At 60.4% G+C, this 16094-nt stretch carries 17 protein-coding genes; 2 read left to right on the plus strand and 15 right to left on the minus strand.

Annotated features, from left to right (window positions below):
• Positions 1-254: 254 nt before the first annotated feature.
• The 8 genes from HDEN_RS13220 to HDEN_RS13255 form a co-directional block, all read right to left on the minus strand.
• Positions 255-1586: a porin gene (locus HDEN_RS13220; RefSeq protein WP_013216632.1), complete on the minus strand. Its 1332-nt coding sequence runs from the start codon at positions 1584-1586 to the stop codon at positions 255-257.
• 269 nt (positions 1587-1855) lie between these two features.
• Entirely contained in the window at positions 1856-2449 is a 594-nt protein-coding gene (locus HDEN_RS13225; protein ID WP_245256641.1) for an RBBP9/YdeN family alpha/beta hydrolase, read from the minus strand.
• Between the two features lie 243 nt (positions 2450-2692).
• Positions 2693-3736 carry a sulfate ABC transporter substrate-binding protein gene (locus tag HDEN_RS13230; RefSeq protein ID WP_013216634.1) on the minus strand — a complete coding sequence of 348 codons (1044 nt, stop codon included), beginning with the start codon at positions 3734-3736 and terminating at the stop codon, positions 2693-2695.
• Between the two features lie 272 nt (positions 3737-4008).
• Complete coding sequence (locus HDEN_RS13235) at positions 4009-4584, minus strand: DUF3299 domain-containing protein (protein WP_013216635.1); 576 nt, start codon at positions 4582-4584, stop codon at positions 4009-4011.
• Between the two features lie 31 nt (positions 4585-4615).
• Positions 4616-5872, minus strand: a complete 1257-nt coding sequence (locus HDEN_RS13240; RefSeq protein WP_013216636.1) for an ABC transporter permease — start codon at positions 5870-5872, stop codon at positions 4616-4618.
• Positions 5869-6630 carry an ABC transporter ATP-binding protein gene (locus HDEN_RS13245; protein ID WP_013216637.1) on the minus strand — a complete coding sequence of 254 codons (762 nt, stop codon included), beginning with the start codon at positions 6628-6630 and terminating at the stop codon, positions 5869-5871. The genes HDEN_RS13240 and HDEN_RS13245 overlap by 4 nt, the downstream gene beginning before the upstream one ends.
• A gap of 3 nt (positions 6631-6633) precedes the next feature.
• Positions 6634-7206 (minus strand): DUF2796 domain-containing protein, encoded by a 573-nt coding sequence (locus tag HDEN_RS13250; RefSeq protein ID WP_013216638.1) that lies wholly within the window; start codon positions 7204-7206, stop codon positions 6634-6636.
• Between the two features lie 152 nt (positions 7207-7358).
• Positions 7359-7742 (minus strand): hypothetical protein, encoded by a 384-nt coding sequence (locus tag HDEN_RS13255; RefSeq protein ID WP_013216639.1) that lies wholly within the window; start codon positions 7740-7742, stop codon positions 7359-7361.
• 303 nt (positions 7743-8045) lie between these two features.
• Between HDEN_RS13255 and HDEN_RS13260 the strand changes: the two genes are divergently transcribed.
• Positions 8046-10004 (plus strand): sensor histidine kinase, encoded by a 1959-nt coding sequence (locus HDEN_RS13260; RefSeq protein ID WP_013216640.1) that lies wholly within the window; start codon positions 8046-8048, stop codon positions 10002-10004.
• 290 nt (positions 10005-10294) lie between these two features.
• Complete coding sequence (locus tag HDEN_RS18015) at positions 10295-10468, plus strand: DUF1328 domain-containing protein (RefSeq protein WP_013216641.1); 174 nt, start codon at positions 10295-10297, stop codon at positions 10466-10468.
• A 90-nt stretch (positions 10469-10558) separates the two neighbouring features.
• Here HDEN_RS18015 and HDEN_RS13270 read toward each other — a convergent pair whose 3' ends face one another.
• From HDEN_RS13270 to HDEN_RS13300, 7 genes are all read right to left on the minus strand, one after another.
• Positions 10559-11365, minus strand: coding sequence for a response regulator (locus HDEN_RS13270; RefSeq protein WP_013216642.1), 807 nt, complete (start codon positions 11363-11365; stop codon positions 10559-10561).
• Between the two features lie 72 nt (positions 11366-11437).
• A complete protein-coding gene (locus HDEN_RS13275) occupies positions 11438-12001 on the minus strand; it encodes a sigma-70 family RNA polymerase sigma factor (protein WP_013216643.1) in 564 nt (187 codons plus the stop codon).
• Positions 11998-12222 (minus strand): NepR family anti-sigma factor, encoded by a 225-nt coding sequence (locus HDEN_RS13280; RefSeq protein ID WP_041921667.1) that lies wholly within the window; start codon positions 12220-12222, stop codon positions 11998-12000. Before HDEN_RS13280 ends, HDEN_RS13275 begins: the two co-directional genes overlap by 4 nt.
• 163 nt (positions 12223-12385) lie before the next feature.
• A complete protein-coding gene (locus tag HDEN_RS13285) occupies positions 12386-13708 on the minus strand; it encodes a cobyrinic acid a,c-diamide synthase CobB (protein ID WP_013216645.1) in 1323 nt (440 codons plus the stop codon).
• A gap of 13 nt (positions 13709-13721) precedes the next feature.
• Complete coding sequence (cobM, locus tag HDEN_RS13290; protein ID WP_013216646.1) at positions 13722-14477, minus strand: precorrin-4 C(11)-methyltransferase; 756 nt, start codon at positions 14475-14477, stop codon at positions 13722-13724.
• A complete protein-coding gene (locus HDEN_RS13295; RefSeq protein ID WP_013216647.1) occupies positions 14474-14857 on the minus strand; it encodes a cobalamin biosynthesis protein in 384 nt (127 codons plus the stop codon). Before HDEN_RS13295 ends, cobM begins: the two co-directional genes overlap by 4 nt.
• Positions 14854-16077 carry a bifunctional cobalt-precorrin-7 (C(5))-methyltransferase/cobalt-precorrin-6B (C(15))-methyltransferase gene (locus tag HDEN_RS13300; protein WP_013216648.1) on the minus strand — a complete coding sequence of 408 codons (1224 nt, stop codon included), beginning with the start codon at positions 16075-16077 and terminating at the stop codon, positions 14854-14856. Before HDEN_RS13300 ends, HDEN_RS13295 begins: the two co-directional genes overlap by 4 nt.
• Between the last annotated feature and the right edge of the window lie 17 nt (positions 16078-16094).

Below are 16094 nucleotides of genomic sequence, written 5' to 3' on the forward strand. Positions count from 1 at the left end.
ACGGATAACCGGCCCAGCATATCGGCGGAACGAAGAAAAATTGCTGAGCTTATGCGAGTGGCTCGTCTGGATGCGAAGGGAGACGTCTCGAAATCAGATGCCCTAATCCTCCGACGCGGCGGAAGATTACGGCGCGATGAGCCGCATCACGCGAGAAGGTATGCCCATCGAGATCCGAGCGTGAAAAAGGGCGGCATGTTGAGCCGCGCTTTCCGCAAAGTTCAGATCAACAGCTCAGCCGCCGATCATCATTTTCAGAAATTCACCTTCGCGCCCGCGATGACCTGCTGCAGGCTGTCGATGTTCGTGCGGTTTGCTTCGCCCGCCACCTGCACGTCGCCATCAGCGTGTTGATAAACGAGATACAGCATCGTTTCCGCTGCCTCGAGGTACTGAGCTACACCGCCCGAAATGTAATCGATCTCAGCGTCCTCGGTGCGCAGCGTTCCTTTGGCGACGTTTGAGCCCGGCGAGTCGTGGCGATAGTTCACGAACAGATTCGTCTTGCCGAGGGCGATCCATTTGGTTTCGATGCCACCCTGCACGAACCAGGTATCATCGGTCTTATCCACGAGCGCCGGATTACCGGTCGTGACGTCGGCAGCACGCGTGTTGTCGATCTGCTGACCGTAGCCCGAGAAAAGGAAAAGACCCGTCGGCTTATGCTGGATGAAGCCGGACACGCCCCACCATTCGCAGTCCGCGCGGAATCCGGCGGGGCCGGTGTGGCAAAGGTTGTTCGTTTCATCGGATGAGTGGCCATAACCGGCGCGGCCGTTGATTTCGAAGTCGCCAAAGCCGCCCTTGTAGATCAGCGCCGTATCCCAGATGTCGTCTTCGCCCCAGGAGGCGGTGTACGAGAAGCCGGCGATGGTCGGTGAATCGTATCTGACGATGTTGCGGCGGCCGTTGTCGCCCGGCGTCGAGTTGTTGAAGCCGCGCGCGATGTCGGACCATCGCAAGTTGCTGCCACCGGCAGGGCCTGGAATAAAGCTGCCGCCCGAGCGCGCGAAGAAGCTTGCCTGATAGTCGGGCGGACCTTCGCCGTCGAAGAAATTCCGGGTCATCGTCGTGTCGGCATCGTCGAGCAGATGGTATGTCGACGTTCCGTCCTGTCCGATGGTGACCTTTCCGAGCTGGTTGTTTTTCAGGAACCAGCTGCTTTTACGAACCGAGACGCTGTTCGGGTTGGTGCCGTCGGGCGTGTTCTGGTCCCACTTGCCGCCGTTGCCTCCGAAGACGCCAAGCTCGATCACGTAGCCAGCCGACCAGTCCTTGTCGATCTTGGCTTCGCCGATGAAGCGAACGCGCGACTGCTCGACCGGGTTCGTGCCGACGTAGACGTTGCTTTTCGTGCCATCATCCCAGAAAGCGACTTGCTCGCTTATCCATCCGGAGACCGTCAGGCTGACCTTGCGATTGCCTTTGCGGGCCGTCGTGGCCTCAAGTTCAGCAATGCGCTCTTCGAGATCGGCGCAGCAGTTACCCCCGAGGTCTGCAGAGTTCGCAGGCAGCACCCATCCACCGATCAGCGCGCCTGCCACTCCAAGGCATAGCGCATGCCGAAGCCCTAATCTTCGCGTCATGATATTAGACCCCGTCCATCAAATTTTTTTGGTAGCCGGTGCTTTTTGTTTGTGTTGCCCGACTCCGTAGTTTGATTTTTTGGATTTGCTTGCGAATGTCAATTAACAAGCATTTTCATCGCTCTATCTGTTATATTATCGTCACTCTCGTACATCACGTGCGGCTTCGCATGCGATCGCACTGGCTGTTCTCATGGAGAAGCGGCGCCAAAACGAACCCGGAGATATTCCGTGTTCGAACGATTGTTCAGGGCGCACTCATAAGACGTTCACGACGCCCACTGCTGCCCGCGCAGCTGTCCTGACCGCGACAGCCGGAAGGCGGCAACCCGTTCCGCCGCCAGACGAAATTCCGCAGCGCGCGTCAGACGCTGAAGCAGCGCCAGCGCCTCCGGCCACGGACCGAAGCCCGCATCGGCATTGATGTGACCGGCTTCGCCGAGACTGATGAAATCGGCTTTCCAGAGTCGCGCCCAATGCGCTGCGCGATCAAATGCCATCCAGGCGTCGTTTGTACTTGCAACGACGATAGCCGGGAATCCCAAAGGCTTTGCCGGCAGGAACTCGGCAACACCGAATCGATCTGGATCAGCCGGCGCAACGAGCATCACGCCTGCGATGCGCTCCCTGTGATCGCTCGCCGCCTGCACGGCAGCCAATGCTCCGAACGAATGCGCGACGATGAAAACAGGGTCGGTTGCGCGCGCAATTTCGCGCCGTATGCGGCTCGACCAGTCCGGCAGATGCGGGTCATTCCAATCGCGTTGGGTGACGCGCAGACTGCCGGCGACGCGGTGCTCGAGCCATGTCTGCCAGTGGGTGGGTCCGCTTGATTTCAGGCCGGGAACGATCAGGGTCGTCATCAGAGATTGTCCTTCGATGCTTGAGGTGACTTCGGATCCGCTCTGCGCGCTGCGCCGGTTCCGAAGCAAAATTCGGGCGTCTCCTTCAGGAGCACGCACCGCTACACATCTCTCTGATCAGCATCGTTGTGATCTCCGCACCGGGGACCTGTTTCGTGCGCCGCCCGGCTTCATGCCCGGACGATTGGAGGAGTTCCTGCTCTACGACGAGCGGCGCACGATTCTTTAGTGACCAGTCAGCGATCAGCTCTTGTTGCCAGGTGCGTAGATCTGATCGAAGATACCGCCATCCCCGAAGTGGACAGCCTGCGCTTTGCCCCAGCCGCCGAAGACCTCGTCAATCGTGAAGGTTTTGATCGGTCCGAACTGGCTCGCGTACTTCTCGGCAACCTTCGCGTCACGCGGACGATAGAAGTTCTGGGCGGCGATTTCCTGGCCTTCGGGGCTATAGAGATGCTTCAAGTAAGCTTCCGCAACCTCGCGCGTACCGCGCTTGTCGACGACCTTGTCGACGATCGCGACGTTAGGTTCAGCGAGGATCGAGATCGACGGCGTGACGATCTCGAACTTGTCGGGGCCGAATTCCTTCAGCGAGAGATAAGCTTCGTTCTCCCAGGCCAGCAGAACGTCACCGATACCGCGTTCGACAAACGTCGTCGTCGATCCACGCGCGCCTGAGTCCAGGACCTTCGTGTGCTTATAAATATCGGCAACGAATGCCTTGGCCTTTTCGGCGCTGCCGCCGGGCTGCTTCAGCGCATATCCCCAGGCTGCGAGATAATTCCAGCGCGCACCGCCTGACGTCTTGGGGTTGGGCGTTACGATTTCGACGCCGTCCTTCACGAGGTCAGACCAATCCTTGATGCCTTTCGGATTGCCCTTGCGAACCAGGAAAACGATGGTCGAGGTATAAGGAGCGGAGTTGTCGGCGAAGTGCTTGATCCAATCGGCCTTCACCAGGCCGCCATTCTTGTGAAGCGCGTCGATGTCGGCAGCCAACGCCAGCGTTACGACATCGGCTTCGAGGCCGTCGATCACGGCTCGTGCCTGCTTGCCCGATCCACCGTGCGATTGCTTGACGGTGACGTCATCGCCTGTCTTCGCCTTCCAGAATTTCGAGAATTCCTTGTCGTAAGCTGCATAAAGCTCACGCGTCGGATCGTAGGACACGTTGAGCAGCGTGATGTCTTTTGCGAATGCGGACGGTGCCGGGCCTGCAAGGCCGGCGATGCCGAGGCCGAATGCAGCGACGAGCGCCGAACGGCGCGTTAGAGTTGTGAAGGGCATATCAACCTCTCAAGATGTGTTAACCTGAGAGCGAGGGTATTTGCCGATCTCGCATCCGCGAACGAAGAAGAATTGCTGAGCTTATTAGAATGTCTGCTGCCTGCAATGGAATTACGGGCTGTCAGCATTCGCTAAAATTGCAATCTACGTCCGCCTGTACACGCGCGATATTCAACCCGGCATCGTAGTCGATCCAAAATGCCGGAATTCGTGCACTTCCATTGCAGTGGCGAACGCGCCCGTAATCCGAACGCTGTGTACTTTCAGCCGCATCACTTGGTGCGAGGTTCAACGGTGTCTGCGGTGATCGTGTAGCCGGCATCGGCCAAGCCGGTGAATGCGACCGCCGTGTTGATCTTTCCGGTCACCGTGACAGGATCGAACTGGCCGCCAACCTCGAAGCCTTTTTCCGTTTTCACGTAGATGATCTGGTTCGCAGGCGGCGGCGGCACATGAATGCATGCTCCGACAAACGGCACCAATAGAAATTCCTTCACCGTCGTCGCGTCGAAATCGAGAGGCACGACATAGCCGCCGATCGAGACGCTCTGACCGTCCAGCTCAGGAACGACTGCGGGCGGACGATCATTTCCGGGCTGGCGGCGCTTGACCGACATGAACTGGCCTTCCGCGAGCGGCGGAGGCGGCGCACCGTTATCCGGCGCGGGTGTCGATCCGCCGAAGAATGTTTTGCCGCGCAGCGCATCGGTCGCTGACGCCGTCGCCTTTGGGATCAGGTCAGCCCATTTGAGCTGCCGGGCTGCCTCAGCCGCTGCAGATGAAGCGGCTCCGATGATTGCGGCAGATACCAGCGCCGCCCGCAACCCTGCTCTGTGTCGTGCCGTCATGGTCTATCCCTCTCAACGCGGCTCTGTTCGATCACGTTCTGATCATCATTCCATCTGCAAGCGACAGCCGGTATGCTCTGAGCGCGGGCAGCAGCCCGGCGACGAATCCGGCGGCGACGATCAGCGCAAGCTTCACCCATTCATCGGCTCGTGGCGGGTCGATCGCGAGACTCAATCCGTAAGCGTGATCGATATAGGGCCGCGCGAAATACAGTCCAACGTAAAGCGCGACCGTACCGAGCACGACACCCGCAAGCGTCAGCAGTCCGCCTTCCGCGGCCAGCAGACCGAGCACTGTAGCTGGCGTCGCACCGACGGAACGCAAGATCGCCATCTCTCGACGGCGCTCGTTCAACGTCGTCAGGATCATCGTCACCATGCCGAGAAGGGCCGTCACGACGACCATCGCCGACACAGCCGATAACGCCGTTTCCGCTGTGCCGATCAGACCCCATAGCTCCTGCAGCGCGACGCCCGGCATGATTGCGGACAGCGGTTCTTCCGAATAATTGTTGATGGCGCGCTGAATTTTGAATGTCGCGAGCTTCGAGTTGAGACCAACCATCGCGGCGGTGATCGCTCGCGGCGTCAGATCCATCTTGCGCACTTCGTCGGGAGTGACGCTTTGGCCAGGAACCGGTGCGCCGCTCTGCCAATCGATGTGAATGGCTTCGATAGCTTCAAGACTGACGTGCACGGTGCGATCGATCGGCGTTCCCGTTTTTGCGAGAATGCCGGCGACGCGAAACGGCTTGTCGGCGTGCTCGACGAACGAGATGCTTCCGACGCCATGCGCGATCACGATGTTGTCGCCGACCTTGTAGTGCAGCGTGTCGGCGACGTCTGAGCCGATGACGGCGTCGAACAGATCCTTGAACGGTCCGCCCGCCACGAAGCTCATGCTTTGGCCGCGGCGAAATTTGTAATGCGTGAAATAGTCTGAGTTGGTTCCGAGCACGCGGAAGCCATGGTGACTGTCACCCAGCGATAGCGGCACGATCCACGAGACGTCCGGCAGCTTGGCGATGTCCTCGTAACTTTTCCAAGTCACGTTGTTGGTCGCATTGCCGATGCGGAAGACGGAATAGAGCAGCAGGTTCAGGCTGCCGCTGCGGGCGCCGACAATCAGATCGGTGCCGGATATCGTATCGGCGAAACTCTGTCTGGCGCCGGTGCGGACTTTCTCGACGCCGAGAAGAAGCATGACGCTGACCGCGATGGCGAGCACCGTCAGTAGTGCCGTTACCCAGCGATTGCGGAGCGACTGAAGTGCGAGGCGCATGATCATTGCGAGCGCGCTCCTCGTGTTGCGACAGCGATGTCGTCAAGTCGCACGACGCGGTCGAAATAGCGCGCGAGGCTTTCGTCGTGGCTGACCATGATCACGCTCGCTCCCGCCGCACCGCTTTGCGCAAAAAGCAGATTCAAGAACGCGCCTTCGGTATTGCGATCCAGCGCGGATGTCGGTTCGTCAGCGACGATAATCTGTGGCGCGCCGATCAGAGCGCGTGCGGCTGCGACGCGCTGTTGCTGACCGACGCTCAAGTTTGCCGTTTTCGCTGTCGCGATGACCGTGCGGTCGATGCCAAGCGTCGCGAGAAGATCGGTCGCGACATCGTCGAGCGCGCCATCGGCCCGCGCGCGATCTCGGCGCGTGCGTGAGAAGTGCAGCGGCAGGAGCACGTTATCGATCAGCGATCCGTAGGGCAGCAGATTGAACATCTGAAAAATGATGCCGAAATGCTCGACGCGGAAGCGGTCGCGCGCGGCGCCGCTCAGCCGCGCCATATCCGTTCCGAGCACGTCGATCTTGCCTTTGCCGGGAACGACGATGCCGGCGAGCAGGCTTAGAAACGTACTCTTGCCGCTGCCCGATGGCCCGAGCAGCAGCAGCTTTTCTCCGCGCGCCAATTTGAAATCCGCGATCGCGAGCGTGAATGGCGACGAACCGGACCATGTGTATTCCACGTTCGCGAACGAAACAGCATCGGGAGAGCTAGCGCTCTCCCCCTGCCGTCCGACGTCGGCGGTCAGACTCTCGCTCATGCGCTACATCACACCGGCGAGATCGAGCGTCGGCTTATCGCGCGTCATCTGTGCCTGCGTTTGACCTTTCGAGGTCGCTATGTTCACGTTCAGGAGTTGCGCGCCCGAGAAGCTCGTAAAGTATGATGTCTCAAGACCGGTCACGCTTTCCGGCGCCTCGCACGTGATCGAGTAAGTTGCGTGGAATTCCGCGTGCTCGGGCTCGCCGGGCTTGTCATCGTCATCGTCTTTTTCGCCCGGATGATGCGTTTCCTTACGGTTTTCGACGTTTGCGGAATCCGCCTTGCATTTTGCGGAGGCCGGAAACTTGAAGACGCTCAGAACGTCCGTCAACTTGGCCTTGCCTTTTTCGACCTCCGCCTTCTGCGCGTCGGTTGTCGGCACGTGTTCGAAGCCAACGATATCCATTCCAGGAACGACGAGTTCCATCGCGATCTTCTTGCCTTCGATGGCGATATCGAGCGTGCCCTGTCCATGAACGTGCGGGCCGAGTTGTCTGTGCCCGGCCTCGTCCGCGACGGCGGGCGACGTCAGAACAAAAACTGCGGCCGCGAGGCCGGTCAGCGACTTCAACATGATGATCTCCATAATCGTGATTGAGTGTTGCCATGCCCGGCATGTGCAAGCGGCGTTGAGGCCATGATCGCAATGAGCCGGGGCGTCTTGGCGCGTGGCGAGGGCGGCGCGTCATCGACGTAGCTCGTCCTGCGAGCGACCTTCGTCAACGCTTATGCGCGTGCTGAAGCTGGAGGACCCCGCGCCTGGAAATTATCGCGATGAATGACATCGACGACGCGCGTATCGCGCGGCTCGAAACGGGTGCCCGAGCGAAGTGGTGGACGCGTAAGCTCGGCCGGTGACGGCGGCTCCAACGAATTGTGGGCCATCGCGGCGGCCCAGCACAGAACGCAATCATCATGGGCATGCCGGCCGCGATCCTGATCGCAAGGCCCCTTCGACGCCGGCGCGCAGAGACCCGCCGTCATGGCGCGCGCAGCGAAGTCCGATCGGCGATTAACCTCGTGATGATGGAGCGCTGCAACAGCGATCTGCACGCTGAACGCCAGAAGCGTCAGCACGGCGAGCCCGAAGCGATTTCGCAGAATTTTCATTGCCGAGCGCAACTCTGTTCCTTGCCGTGAGTCACCCCTTCGTGTGTCACCATCGTGGCGAAAATGTTCGTTCGACGGGGACTATCGACGCAAAGGCGACCAAGGCCGGAACAATTCGGGCCTTCTGAGCGATTGTAGTGGTGCAGGACTCTGGCAGAAGTTCGGAATAATATAAAGTATCAAACTGTGCCGATAAGGAGAAACTACGGATTTTTAAGGTTTTGGCGCCGCCGGCAGCCTGGCGGCGGCGAGTCCACTCCTTCCGGGATACGGCTCCGGTTTCCCCTGGCCGTTCTTTTTCTTGTGCCTTGGTTCGCGCTCGGGACAATTCTGCTGAACAAGATCGATGGGCAGGCGAGGAGCGCTCTCGAACTCGAAGCCCGATTGCGCGCGTCGGCCTCGGCTGCGCTTCTTGATCAGGAACTCCGCAGTCTGGTCCAATCTATGCAGCGCTCGCAGGAGACTGCCAATCAGAGTGGCCGCGCAGACACCTCAGCAGACCCGAATGCTCCAGATCTCCGCGTACGACCTAAAGCGCTTGAAAATTGGCCGACTGTCATTGCGCCGGTATCCGCCGAAGGCACGGAAGCATCGATACTCGATGAGAAGACACTGTCCGCCGCAAAGTCGACGCTCGCGGCGAACACGCCTCGGGTGATGTCGTCCCTCGGTGCGGAAGGAAGCCGTACGCTTGATCTGTGGGTCCCGTTCTCGAGAGATGGGAGCGATCGCGTGCTGTTGCAGTCCCGCCTGCCGGATTCTGCATTTCAAAGCTCGATGCAGATCATGGGCTCGCAAGGCAAGTGGGACATGATCGTGATCGATCCCGATGGATCGGTGCTGGCGAGCTTCGGGGCGCAGGACGTTAAGCAAGCTGCAATCAACAGCGCGTCCGCGGGATTGTTTAACCTTTTCTCTGAGGCTGACTTGTATGCGGTAGGCACGTCGGAACCCTCGTTGTTCGCATTCCGAATTCGCGCCATGACGCCCCTCGCGCCTCTCGACGATCAGAGCCGGCGAAACTGGACCAGCTTCTTCATCGTTACGTGTGTTCTGACAGCGCTATCCCTGGCTATCGATAGACCGACGTTTCTGAAACGCGTGAGCAAAACCGCAGATGGGCAACCTGAATTGGCTTTATCGACGCCGCATCGCGCAACGATGGCCTCCGCAGAGGATCGCGTGAGGAAAACCGGAGGAGGTTCGCCGGAGGTAAGGATCAACCGCGGGCGAGGCCTCGACGAGGAGCGCCTGCATCAAGCGCTCGTTGCGGGCGGCATTTGCATCTGGGAGTGGCGCCGGCCGGCCAACACGATCTTATGGGAGAATTCTCCGGCCGCGCTACTGAGGCAACCGCCAGACGCGCCACCGCCCAGCGTGCGCGCACTTCTCCGGCGTACTTTTCCTCAGGAACGCCGCCGCCTGCTACATTCGATCCGGATCGCTCTTGCAGACGGACGGCCGCTCTCGATCGACGTCAGGCTAACGTGCTTTGACGGCGAACAACGATGGATCGCGCTGCGCGCCAATACCATCCGAGGTGAAGGATCGCAGGTTCTCGGGTTCGTCGGCACCGCAAACGATGTCACCGATCAGAAACGCGGATTGTCGCGCACGGATGCCTTGCTTCGCGAAGTCTCGCATCGTTCAAAGAACATGCTGGCGTTGATCCTCGCCATGGCGCGGCTTACGGCGCGCGACGCGGTCGATGTCAAATCGCACCTGAAAGAATTTGCCTTGCGCGTTGCAGGACTTTCGGCCTCGCAAGACCTGATCGTCGCGGCAGACTGGCAAAGCGTCGATTTTGCAAGGCTGGCATCAGCAGAGATTGAAGCCGTCGCGCGCTCCGATGCGTCCCGTGTCAAGATTTCCGGCCCTCCGCTACTCGTCACGCCGGAAGCCGCGCAGACACTCGGCATGATCGTTACCGAGCTGGCTTTGAATGCAACAGCACACGGCGCACTTTCGGTCGCGTCAGGCGAAGTCACGCTGCAGTGGTCGTTTCCGAACGCTTCGACAGTGCGGATCTCGTGGAGGGAAACCGGTGGGCCTCCCTACAATGTCGATCACGCGAAGGGGTACAGTCTCTCGGTTATCGAGCGCTTTTCAGGTCAAGGTTTAAAGCTCGATTCTTGCATAATGAGCGACGGCGAAAACATGACGTGGACGATGGAAGGGCCATTGGCGAACATCGGCATGCACTCGACGCCCCTTCCTAGCGCAAAGGCGCCGTCACTCTCGGGGCCGCACACTGAGACGTGAAAATATTCTGGCTAGGACCGGCCGTCGGCAGGAACCGTTTAGTTATGGGCGAGTTGTAGTGTTGCGACCGTGCCCGTTACTCCCTCCCACTCCCCCCGTGGCCCAAGGTACGGCGCGTTTTATGAGCCCGCACGCTTTCCCCCGAGCGTCGCGGGCTCGTTATTTTTACGATGTCCAGTCGCGCCATTGACTGACGATTGGGCAGTAAACATCGGATTACAGGGCAAAATACGGAACTGCGTGCAAGCCTTCGACGTTTCATGCCCACAACGGAAAGTGGAGCTTCACGAATGGGCAATCTTCTGCATTACGCCATCGTCTTCCTCATCGTAGCAATCGTTGCGGCGCTTTTCGGATTTGGCGGCGTGGCTGGAACTGCGATGGAAGGTGCGCGCCTGTTGTTCTGGGTCGCGATCGTTCTGTTCGTCGTGGCACTGGTCGCGAACTTCGTGCGACGGGCCTGATCGCTTCCGAGCTTTGCAGCGCATGCGAACGTGAAAAAGGGCGCAACGGTTAAGACCGCTGCGCCCTTACTATTTTCGCCGGCTTGAATATTAGGCTGCGCGCTGGCCCGACTTCGTCGAGCGCAGACCAAAGAATAGCGATTGGCTGATCATTGCCTTCACGACCGCAGGCTCGAACGGCTTGGTGATGAGGAAAACCGGTTCGGGCTTGGTGCCCGTCAACAGGCGCTCCGGGAACGAGGTGATGAAGATCACGGGCACGCTGATCGTTTCGAGAATTTCATTCACGGCTTCCAGACCCGAACTACCATCCGCGAGGTGGATATCGGCGAGGACCAGCGAAGGCGCTTTCTTCGCGACTTCGGCGACCGCTTCCTTGTGCGTGCGCGCGACGCCCTGAACGCGATGGCCGATATCGACGACGAGCGCCTCGAGATCCATCGCGATCAGCGGTTCGTCCTCGATGATGAGAACGTCGGCCGAAAGCTGCTCTGCAATTTCGGAGCCTGCCATCTGCAGGAGTTCAGTGATGTGCGCCGGGGTGCAATCGAGGATTTGCGCGGCTTCCGCAGTCGTAAACCCCTCGACGGACACGAGCAGGAAAGCCTGTCTCGGCAGCGGCGTTATCGATTCAAGCCGACGCTCCGGCAAGGATTTCTCAGATGCCGCCTGCTCGTCTCTCTCTTGATTGACGGGGACCGAATTCCAAACCTTCGTGAAAGCGCGATAGAGCGCTGCGCGTGGCGACAGTGTCCTGTCGAATGAGCTTGAATCCGCGATCAGAGCCTCAAGCACGGCTGCAACGTAGTTGTCGCCTGAGTGCTGGCTGCCCGTCAAAGATCGTGCGTAACGGCGCAGATAAGGCAGATGGGGAGCGATGGATTCTGCGATCGACATGGTGAACCTCGCGCGTTCATGACTTCCAAATTTTGCGGACTTGGTGGTGTGGCAACGCAGTCGTGGTCAGAGCTAGCCGCGCACGACAGACTGCCCAAGCCGAACAAGCCCCATGAATTCCGGATTGGATGTGAAATCCTCACCCGACTCGAGACCTAGTGCCTTGGTCAATGCGACCCGGGCTCGATTGACCCTGCTCTTGACCGTACCGACGGCTGCGCCGGTGATTTCGGCTGCTTCTTCATATGAGAATCCTTCTGCTCCAACGAGCAAGAGAACTTCCTTCTGGTCGTCACTCAGAACTCCAAATGCTTTTTTGAAGTCGATCAGGTCCATATGGACATGCTGGTCGGGCAAAATCGACATCCGTTCGGCAAGCGCGTTGTCAGCGTCTTCCACTTCGCGGCGACGTTTGCGCAGCTCCGAGAAGTACGTGTTGCGCAAAATCGTGAACAGCCATGCCTTGAGATTGGAGCCTTTTTCAAAGCTCTCGAGATTGGTCCAGGCTTTGACGAGCGTATCCTGAACGAGATCGTCAGCACGCGTTGGATCGCCACACAACGAATTCGCGAACGCTCGAAGGTTCGGAACAGAAGCAATCAACAACGTCTGAAGGTCGTCCGTGGGCTTGGTCACGTTTTGCCCCCTTGACCTTGTTCCTGATGATCGTCCGGGCTTTTGTCTTCCCGGTCTTTCAACTGCTGCAGCAGGTTGATGAAGCGGTCAGGAACCGGCTCGCTGATCAGCTCGTTGTAAGCTTCACGCAGGCGCTGGCCGATCTGCCCTTGAAGCTCGGCAGGCAACTGCGTTTGCGACGGCGTTAATTCCCCCAGTTTGGAGGCACTGCTCGCGCCCATATTGTGAAACCCCTTGGATTCGGACCCATTCATGCGGTTGGAAGGCACCTCGGATCCACTAGTCGTCTAGACTTAAATGCATGGATGCGCGAAAAAGTTCCGCAGCTTATCAATGACTGCCAACTTTTAAACTTTAGTACTTTTTATCAGTAAGTTACGAGGCTTAGACGTCGACGACGTGAAGGAACGAGCCGGTGGTCAAGCCGCGACGGCTGCCGCGTTGGGCGAGGATGTTGCCGTCTGAATCGCGGAGATGGAACAGCGGCGCGTCAGGGGACGATAGGACGCTCGCGTAATGAAACTCGTGCCCGGTCAGCTGGTCGCCGGGGTTCCCGAGTACACATGGCTCGACGATTTCGGCTTTTCTGTAGCCGAGATTGAGCTTCCGTTTCGCGAAAGACGTCTCCAATCCCAAAAGCCCGATCATCTCGTGGCGCTCGCCCGACGCGTCGACGAGGCCGGTTCCGAGGGTCATGTAGCCACCGCACTCGCCGTGGACGGGTCGCGTCTCGGCGAACTTTCTCATCGCCGATTTGAAACGATCCGCGGCGGCCAAGCGGCCCGCGTGCAGTTCGGGATAGCCGCCCGGCATCCAGGCCACGTCCGCAGTCGCATCGGGGACTTCGTCGGCAAGCGGTGAGAATGCGAAGATCTCCGCTCCCGCCTCACGCCAGGCGGCGAGCAGGTGCGGATAAACGAATGAGAACGCAGCATCGCGTGCCAGCGCGATGCGCTGCCCGGGCGGACGGATTGAGACGGCTGGACCGGAGTCCACGGAGCCTGGCTTTGCGAGTTGGACGATGCGGGCCATGTCGACGTTGGCGTCGATGAAATCCGCAAGCGTCTCGAGGCGGCTCTCAAGCTCAGCTGTTTCCTCGGCTTGCACGAGCCCCAAGTGCCGCTCGGGCAGAACGAGGTTCGCCTCGCGCGGCAATGCTCCGACGACGGGCAAACCGACCGCCGTCAGCGCTTCCGACACGAAGCGGGTATGACGCGCGCTGCCGACGCGATTGAGAATGACGCCTGCGATCTCGACGCGATCGCGAAAGTTCATGAAGCCGCGCGCGACGGCGGCGGCCGTTTGGGATTGGCCGGAGACGTCGAGCACGAGGATCGCAGGCCATCCCGTTGCCGCAGCGAGATCCGAACTCGCGCCGTTGCCCCAATGTCCCGGTTGCACGACGCCGTCGTAGAAGCCCATCAAACCTTCCACGATCACAATATCGGCGCCGTTTGAAGCTTGTGAGAGAAGACCAGCCACGCGCGGCCAGCGCATCGCCCAGCTATCGACATTGTAGGACTCGCGGCCAGCGGCGGCGACATGGAAAGCCGGGTCGATGTAATCCGGGCCGCATTTGAAAGGCTGCACGGCATGGCCGCGCCGTTTCAATGCGCGCAATAAGCCGAGCGTGACTGTCGTCTTGCCCGATCCCGATCGCGGTGCGCCGATGATCAAGCCAGGCGGGAGCGGTGATGTCTCAGCCATGTTTCAACCCACATCAACCGCCGCGAAACCGGCGCCGGTAGTCGACGCTATAGAGCGCGCTTTCTCGGAAGTCCTCGCGCCCAAGCGCCTCGCCGATAAGAATCAGCGCGGTTCGCTCAACGGACATTTCGGACGCTTGCGCGACAATCGTTGCGAGCGTCCCGCGCACAATCTTCTCTTCGGGCCAGGTCGCGCGATAGACGACGGCGGCCGGGCAATCGGCGCCATAGTACGGCAGCACGCGCTGCACGACATCAGCGATCGTATGGATTGAAAGATGTACCGCGAGCGTCGCACGCGTCGCTGCGAAAGCTTCGAGCGTTTCCGTTCCGGGCATCGACGACGCGCGGCCGGACGTGCGCGTCAGGACAACCGATTGCGCGACCTCGGGCAACGTCAGTTCGCGTGCGAGGGCCGCCGACGCAGCTGCAAAAGCCGGAACGCCAGGCGTGATCGTGTACGGAATTTTCAGTTGATCGAGGCGACGCAGCTGCTCGCCGAGCGCGCTCCAGATCGAGAGATCGCCGGAATGCAAACGCGCCACGTCCTTGCCTTCGCCGGTTGCCTTCTCGATGCGGGCAACGATTTCGTCGAGCGTCATCGGCGCGGTGTCGACGATCTCGGCTCCGGCCGGACAGTGACTGAGAAGTGCTTGCGGCACCAGCGAACCGGCATAAAGGCAGACCGGCGAGCGCGCGATCAAATCGCGGCCGCGTATCGTAATGAGATCGGCGGCACCCGGACCTGCTCCGATGAAATGCACTGTCATGTCGGGCTTTCTTTCGTATCGGCGGACTTGGCCGCTGCGACTGTGACATTGCCGATGATGCGTCTCGCAGCGATCAATTCCGAGCGCGGGCCTGCGGCTGCGAGCGCCGAAGCTTCAGCGATCGAGGCGACTCCGTAGAGTGCGAGCGATCGCTCCGAGCGCGTCATGCAATCGTCATTTCTTTTTCGCAGATCCGCAAGCGGCAATGTGCGATGCGCCAGCGACTGCCGCGAGGCAGCCGTTTGCAGCGGCGCGCGAAACGGTGCGTCTTCGAATGTCGCGACGACGTCGCCGCCAGTTTCAGCACGAATGCTTGCGAGAGCTGAGGCAAAGTCCTCGTCGCGCGCTTTGCTGTTGGCGCCTACTCCGATGGCGATCATGCCCCGGCCCCCGGCTTGCGGCTGACCCACTGAATGATCGGCAGCGCGGGCCGCCATGTCATGCGCTTGCCGAGCGGTTCGGCGCGCTCCACAGCGAACCGCGTCAGCGTTCCGCCGTGCGCATGGTAGGCCGCAAGCACCGCAAGCTCCGATTCGAGCGTCACACTGTTGACGACGATGCGGCCACCGGGTTTCAGCGCGTTCCAGCACGTGCCGATCAGATCGCGGTCGGCCGAGCCGCAACCGATGAAAATTGCGTCGGGCGAAGGCAAGCCGTCGAGCGCGTCCGGTGCGGCGCCTTTGCGGATATCGAGTTGCGGCACGCCGAGCGTGACGGCATTGCGTACAGCGCGAGCGGCGCGCGTCTCGTCTCGCTCGATGCCGATGGCGCGGTTGGCGGGATGTGCGAGCATCCATTCGATGCCCACCGATCCGCTGCCCGCGCCGATGTCCCACAACAGTTCGCCAGCACCCGGTTGCAACGACGATAGCGTCACCGCGCGCACCTCACGCTTGGTCAACTGTCCGTCGTTCTCGAAGTATGTGTCCGGCAAGCCCGCAGCGTAAGGGATCGGCATCGCTTCGGGACCGGCGACGACGTCGATGGCGATCACGTTCAACGGATCGACGTCAGTCAGAGCGAATGCTTCTGCCGTCGTCGAACGAATGCGCTCGCGCGGACCGCCGAGCGCTTCGAGGACGGTGATCGTACTCGGGCCATATCCCGCCGACGTCAGCAATTTCGCGACCTCGCCCGGCGTCTCGCCATTCAACGCGAGCGCCAAGATCCTGCGTCCGTGATGCACGTGGCGGCGCAAAAGCGGCGTCAAGCCACGCATGTTAAGGCCGAGCGTCACCGTATCCTGCAGCGCCCACCCGAGCCGTGACGCAGCGAGCGAAAAACTCGACGGCGACGTGACGACCAGCATCTCGTCGATTGGAATCGCGCGCGTCAGCGTGACGCCCGCGCCGAACCAGAATGGATCACCCGAGACGAGCACGGCGACCGGCTTGCCGCGCCGCGCCAATATATCCTGGCTCGTCGCATCGAGCGGCGTGCGCCACTGCATCTTCTCGCCGCGGGTGTCGCCGACGAGCGCGAGATGGCGTTCGCCGCCAACGATCAGTTCGGCGGCATCGATCAAGGCGTTTGCCGCCGATCCGAGACCCGCGCGGCCGTCTTCACCAATGCCGATGATGGACAACCAGCGCCCGCTCATGGCATTGGGCTTTCATC

Source organism: Hyphomicrobium denitrificans ATCC 51888 (assembly GCF_000143145.1).
GTDB lineage: Bacteria > Pseudomonadota > Alphaproteobacteria > Rhizobiales > Hyphomicrobiaceae > Hyphomicrobium_B > Hyphomicrobium_B denitrificans.

What these genes read in the sequence shown, in the direction of transcription:
- HDEN_RS13270 (WP_013216642.1), bottom strand. Translation starts at nt 11,365, where the DNA reads ATGTCGATCGCAGAATCCATCGCTCCCCATCTGCCTTATCTGCGCCGT.
- HDEN_RS13285 (WP_013216645.1), bottom strand. Translation starts at nt 13,708, where the DNA reads ATGGCTGAGACATCACCGCTCCCGCCTGGCTTGATCATCGGCGCACCG.
- HDEN_RS13245 (WP_013216637.1), bottom strand. Translation starts at nt 6,630, where the DNA reads ATGAGCGAGAGTCTGACCGCCGACGTCGGACGGCAGGGGGAGAGCGCT.
- HDEN_RS13230 (WP_013216634.1), bottom strand. Translation starts at nt 3,736, where the DNA reads ATGCCCTTCACAACTCTAACGCGCCGTTCGGCGCTCGTCGCTGCATTC.
- HDEN_RS13300 (WP_013216648.1), bottom strand. Translation starts at nt 16,077, where the DNA reads ATGAGCGGGCGCTGGTTGTCCATCATCGGCATTGGTGAAGACGGCCGC.
- HDEN_RS13220 (WP_013216632.1), bottom strand. Translation starts at nt 1,586, where the DNA reads ATGACGCGAAGATTAGGGCTTCGGCATGCGCTATGCCTTGGAGTGGCA.
- cobM (WP_013216646.1), bottom strand. Translation starts at nt 14,477, where the DNA reads ATGACAGTGCATTTCATCGGAGCAGGTCCGGGTGCCGCCGATCTCATT.
- HDEN_RS13240 (WP_013216636.1), bottom strand. Translation starts at nt 5,872, where the DNA reads ATGATCATGCGCCTCGCACTTCAGTCGCTCCGCAATCGCTGGGTAACG.
- HDEN_RS13280 (WP_041921667.1), bottom strand. Translation starts at nt 12,222, where the DNA reads ATGGGCGCGAGCAGTGCCTCCAAACTGGGGGAATTAACGCCGTCGCAA.
- HDEN_RS13255 (WP_013216639.1), bottom strand. Translation starts at nt 7,742, where the DNA reads ATGAAAATTCTGCGAAATCGCTTCGGGCTCGCCGTGCTGACGCTTCTG.
- HDEN_RS13250 (WP_013216638.1), bottom strand. Translation starts at nt 7,206, where the DNA reads ATGTTGAAGTCGCTGACCGGCCTCGCGGCCGCAGTTTTTGTTCTGACG.
- HDEN_RS13225 (WP_245256641.1), bottom strand. Translation starts at nt 2,449, where the DNA reads ATGACGACCCTGATCGTTCCCGGCCTGAAATCAAGCGGACCCACCCAC.
- HDEN_RS13295 (WP_013216647.1), bottom strand. Translation starts at nt 14,857, where the DNA reads ATGATCGCCATCGGAGTAGGCGCCAACAGCAAAGCGCGCGACGAGGAC.
- HDEN_RS18015 (WP_013216641.1), top strand. Translation starts at nt 10,295, where the DNA reads ATGGGCAATCTTCTGCATTACGCCATCGTCTTCCTCATCGTAGCAATC.
- HDEN_RS13235 (WP_013216635.1), bottom strand. Translation starts at nt 4,584, where the DNA reads ATGACGGCACGACACAGAGCAGGGTTGCGGGCGGCGCTGGTATCTGCC.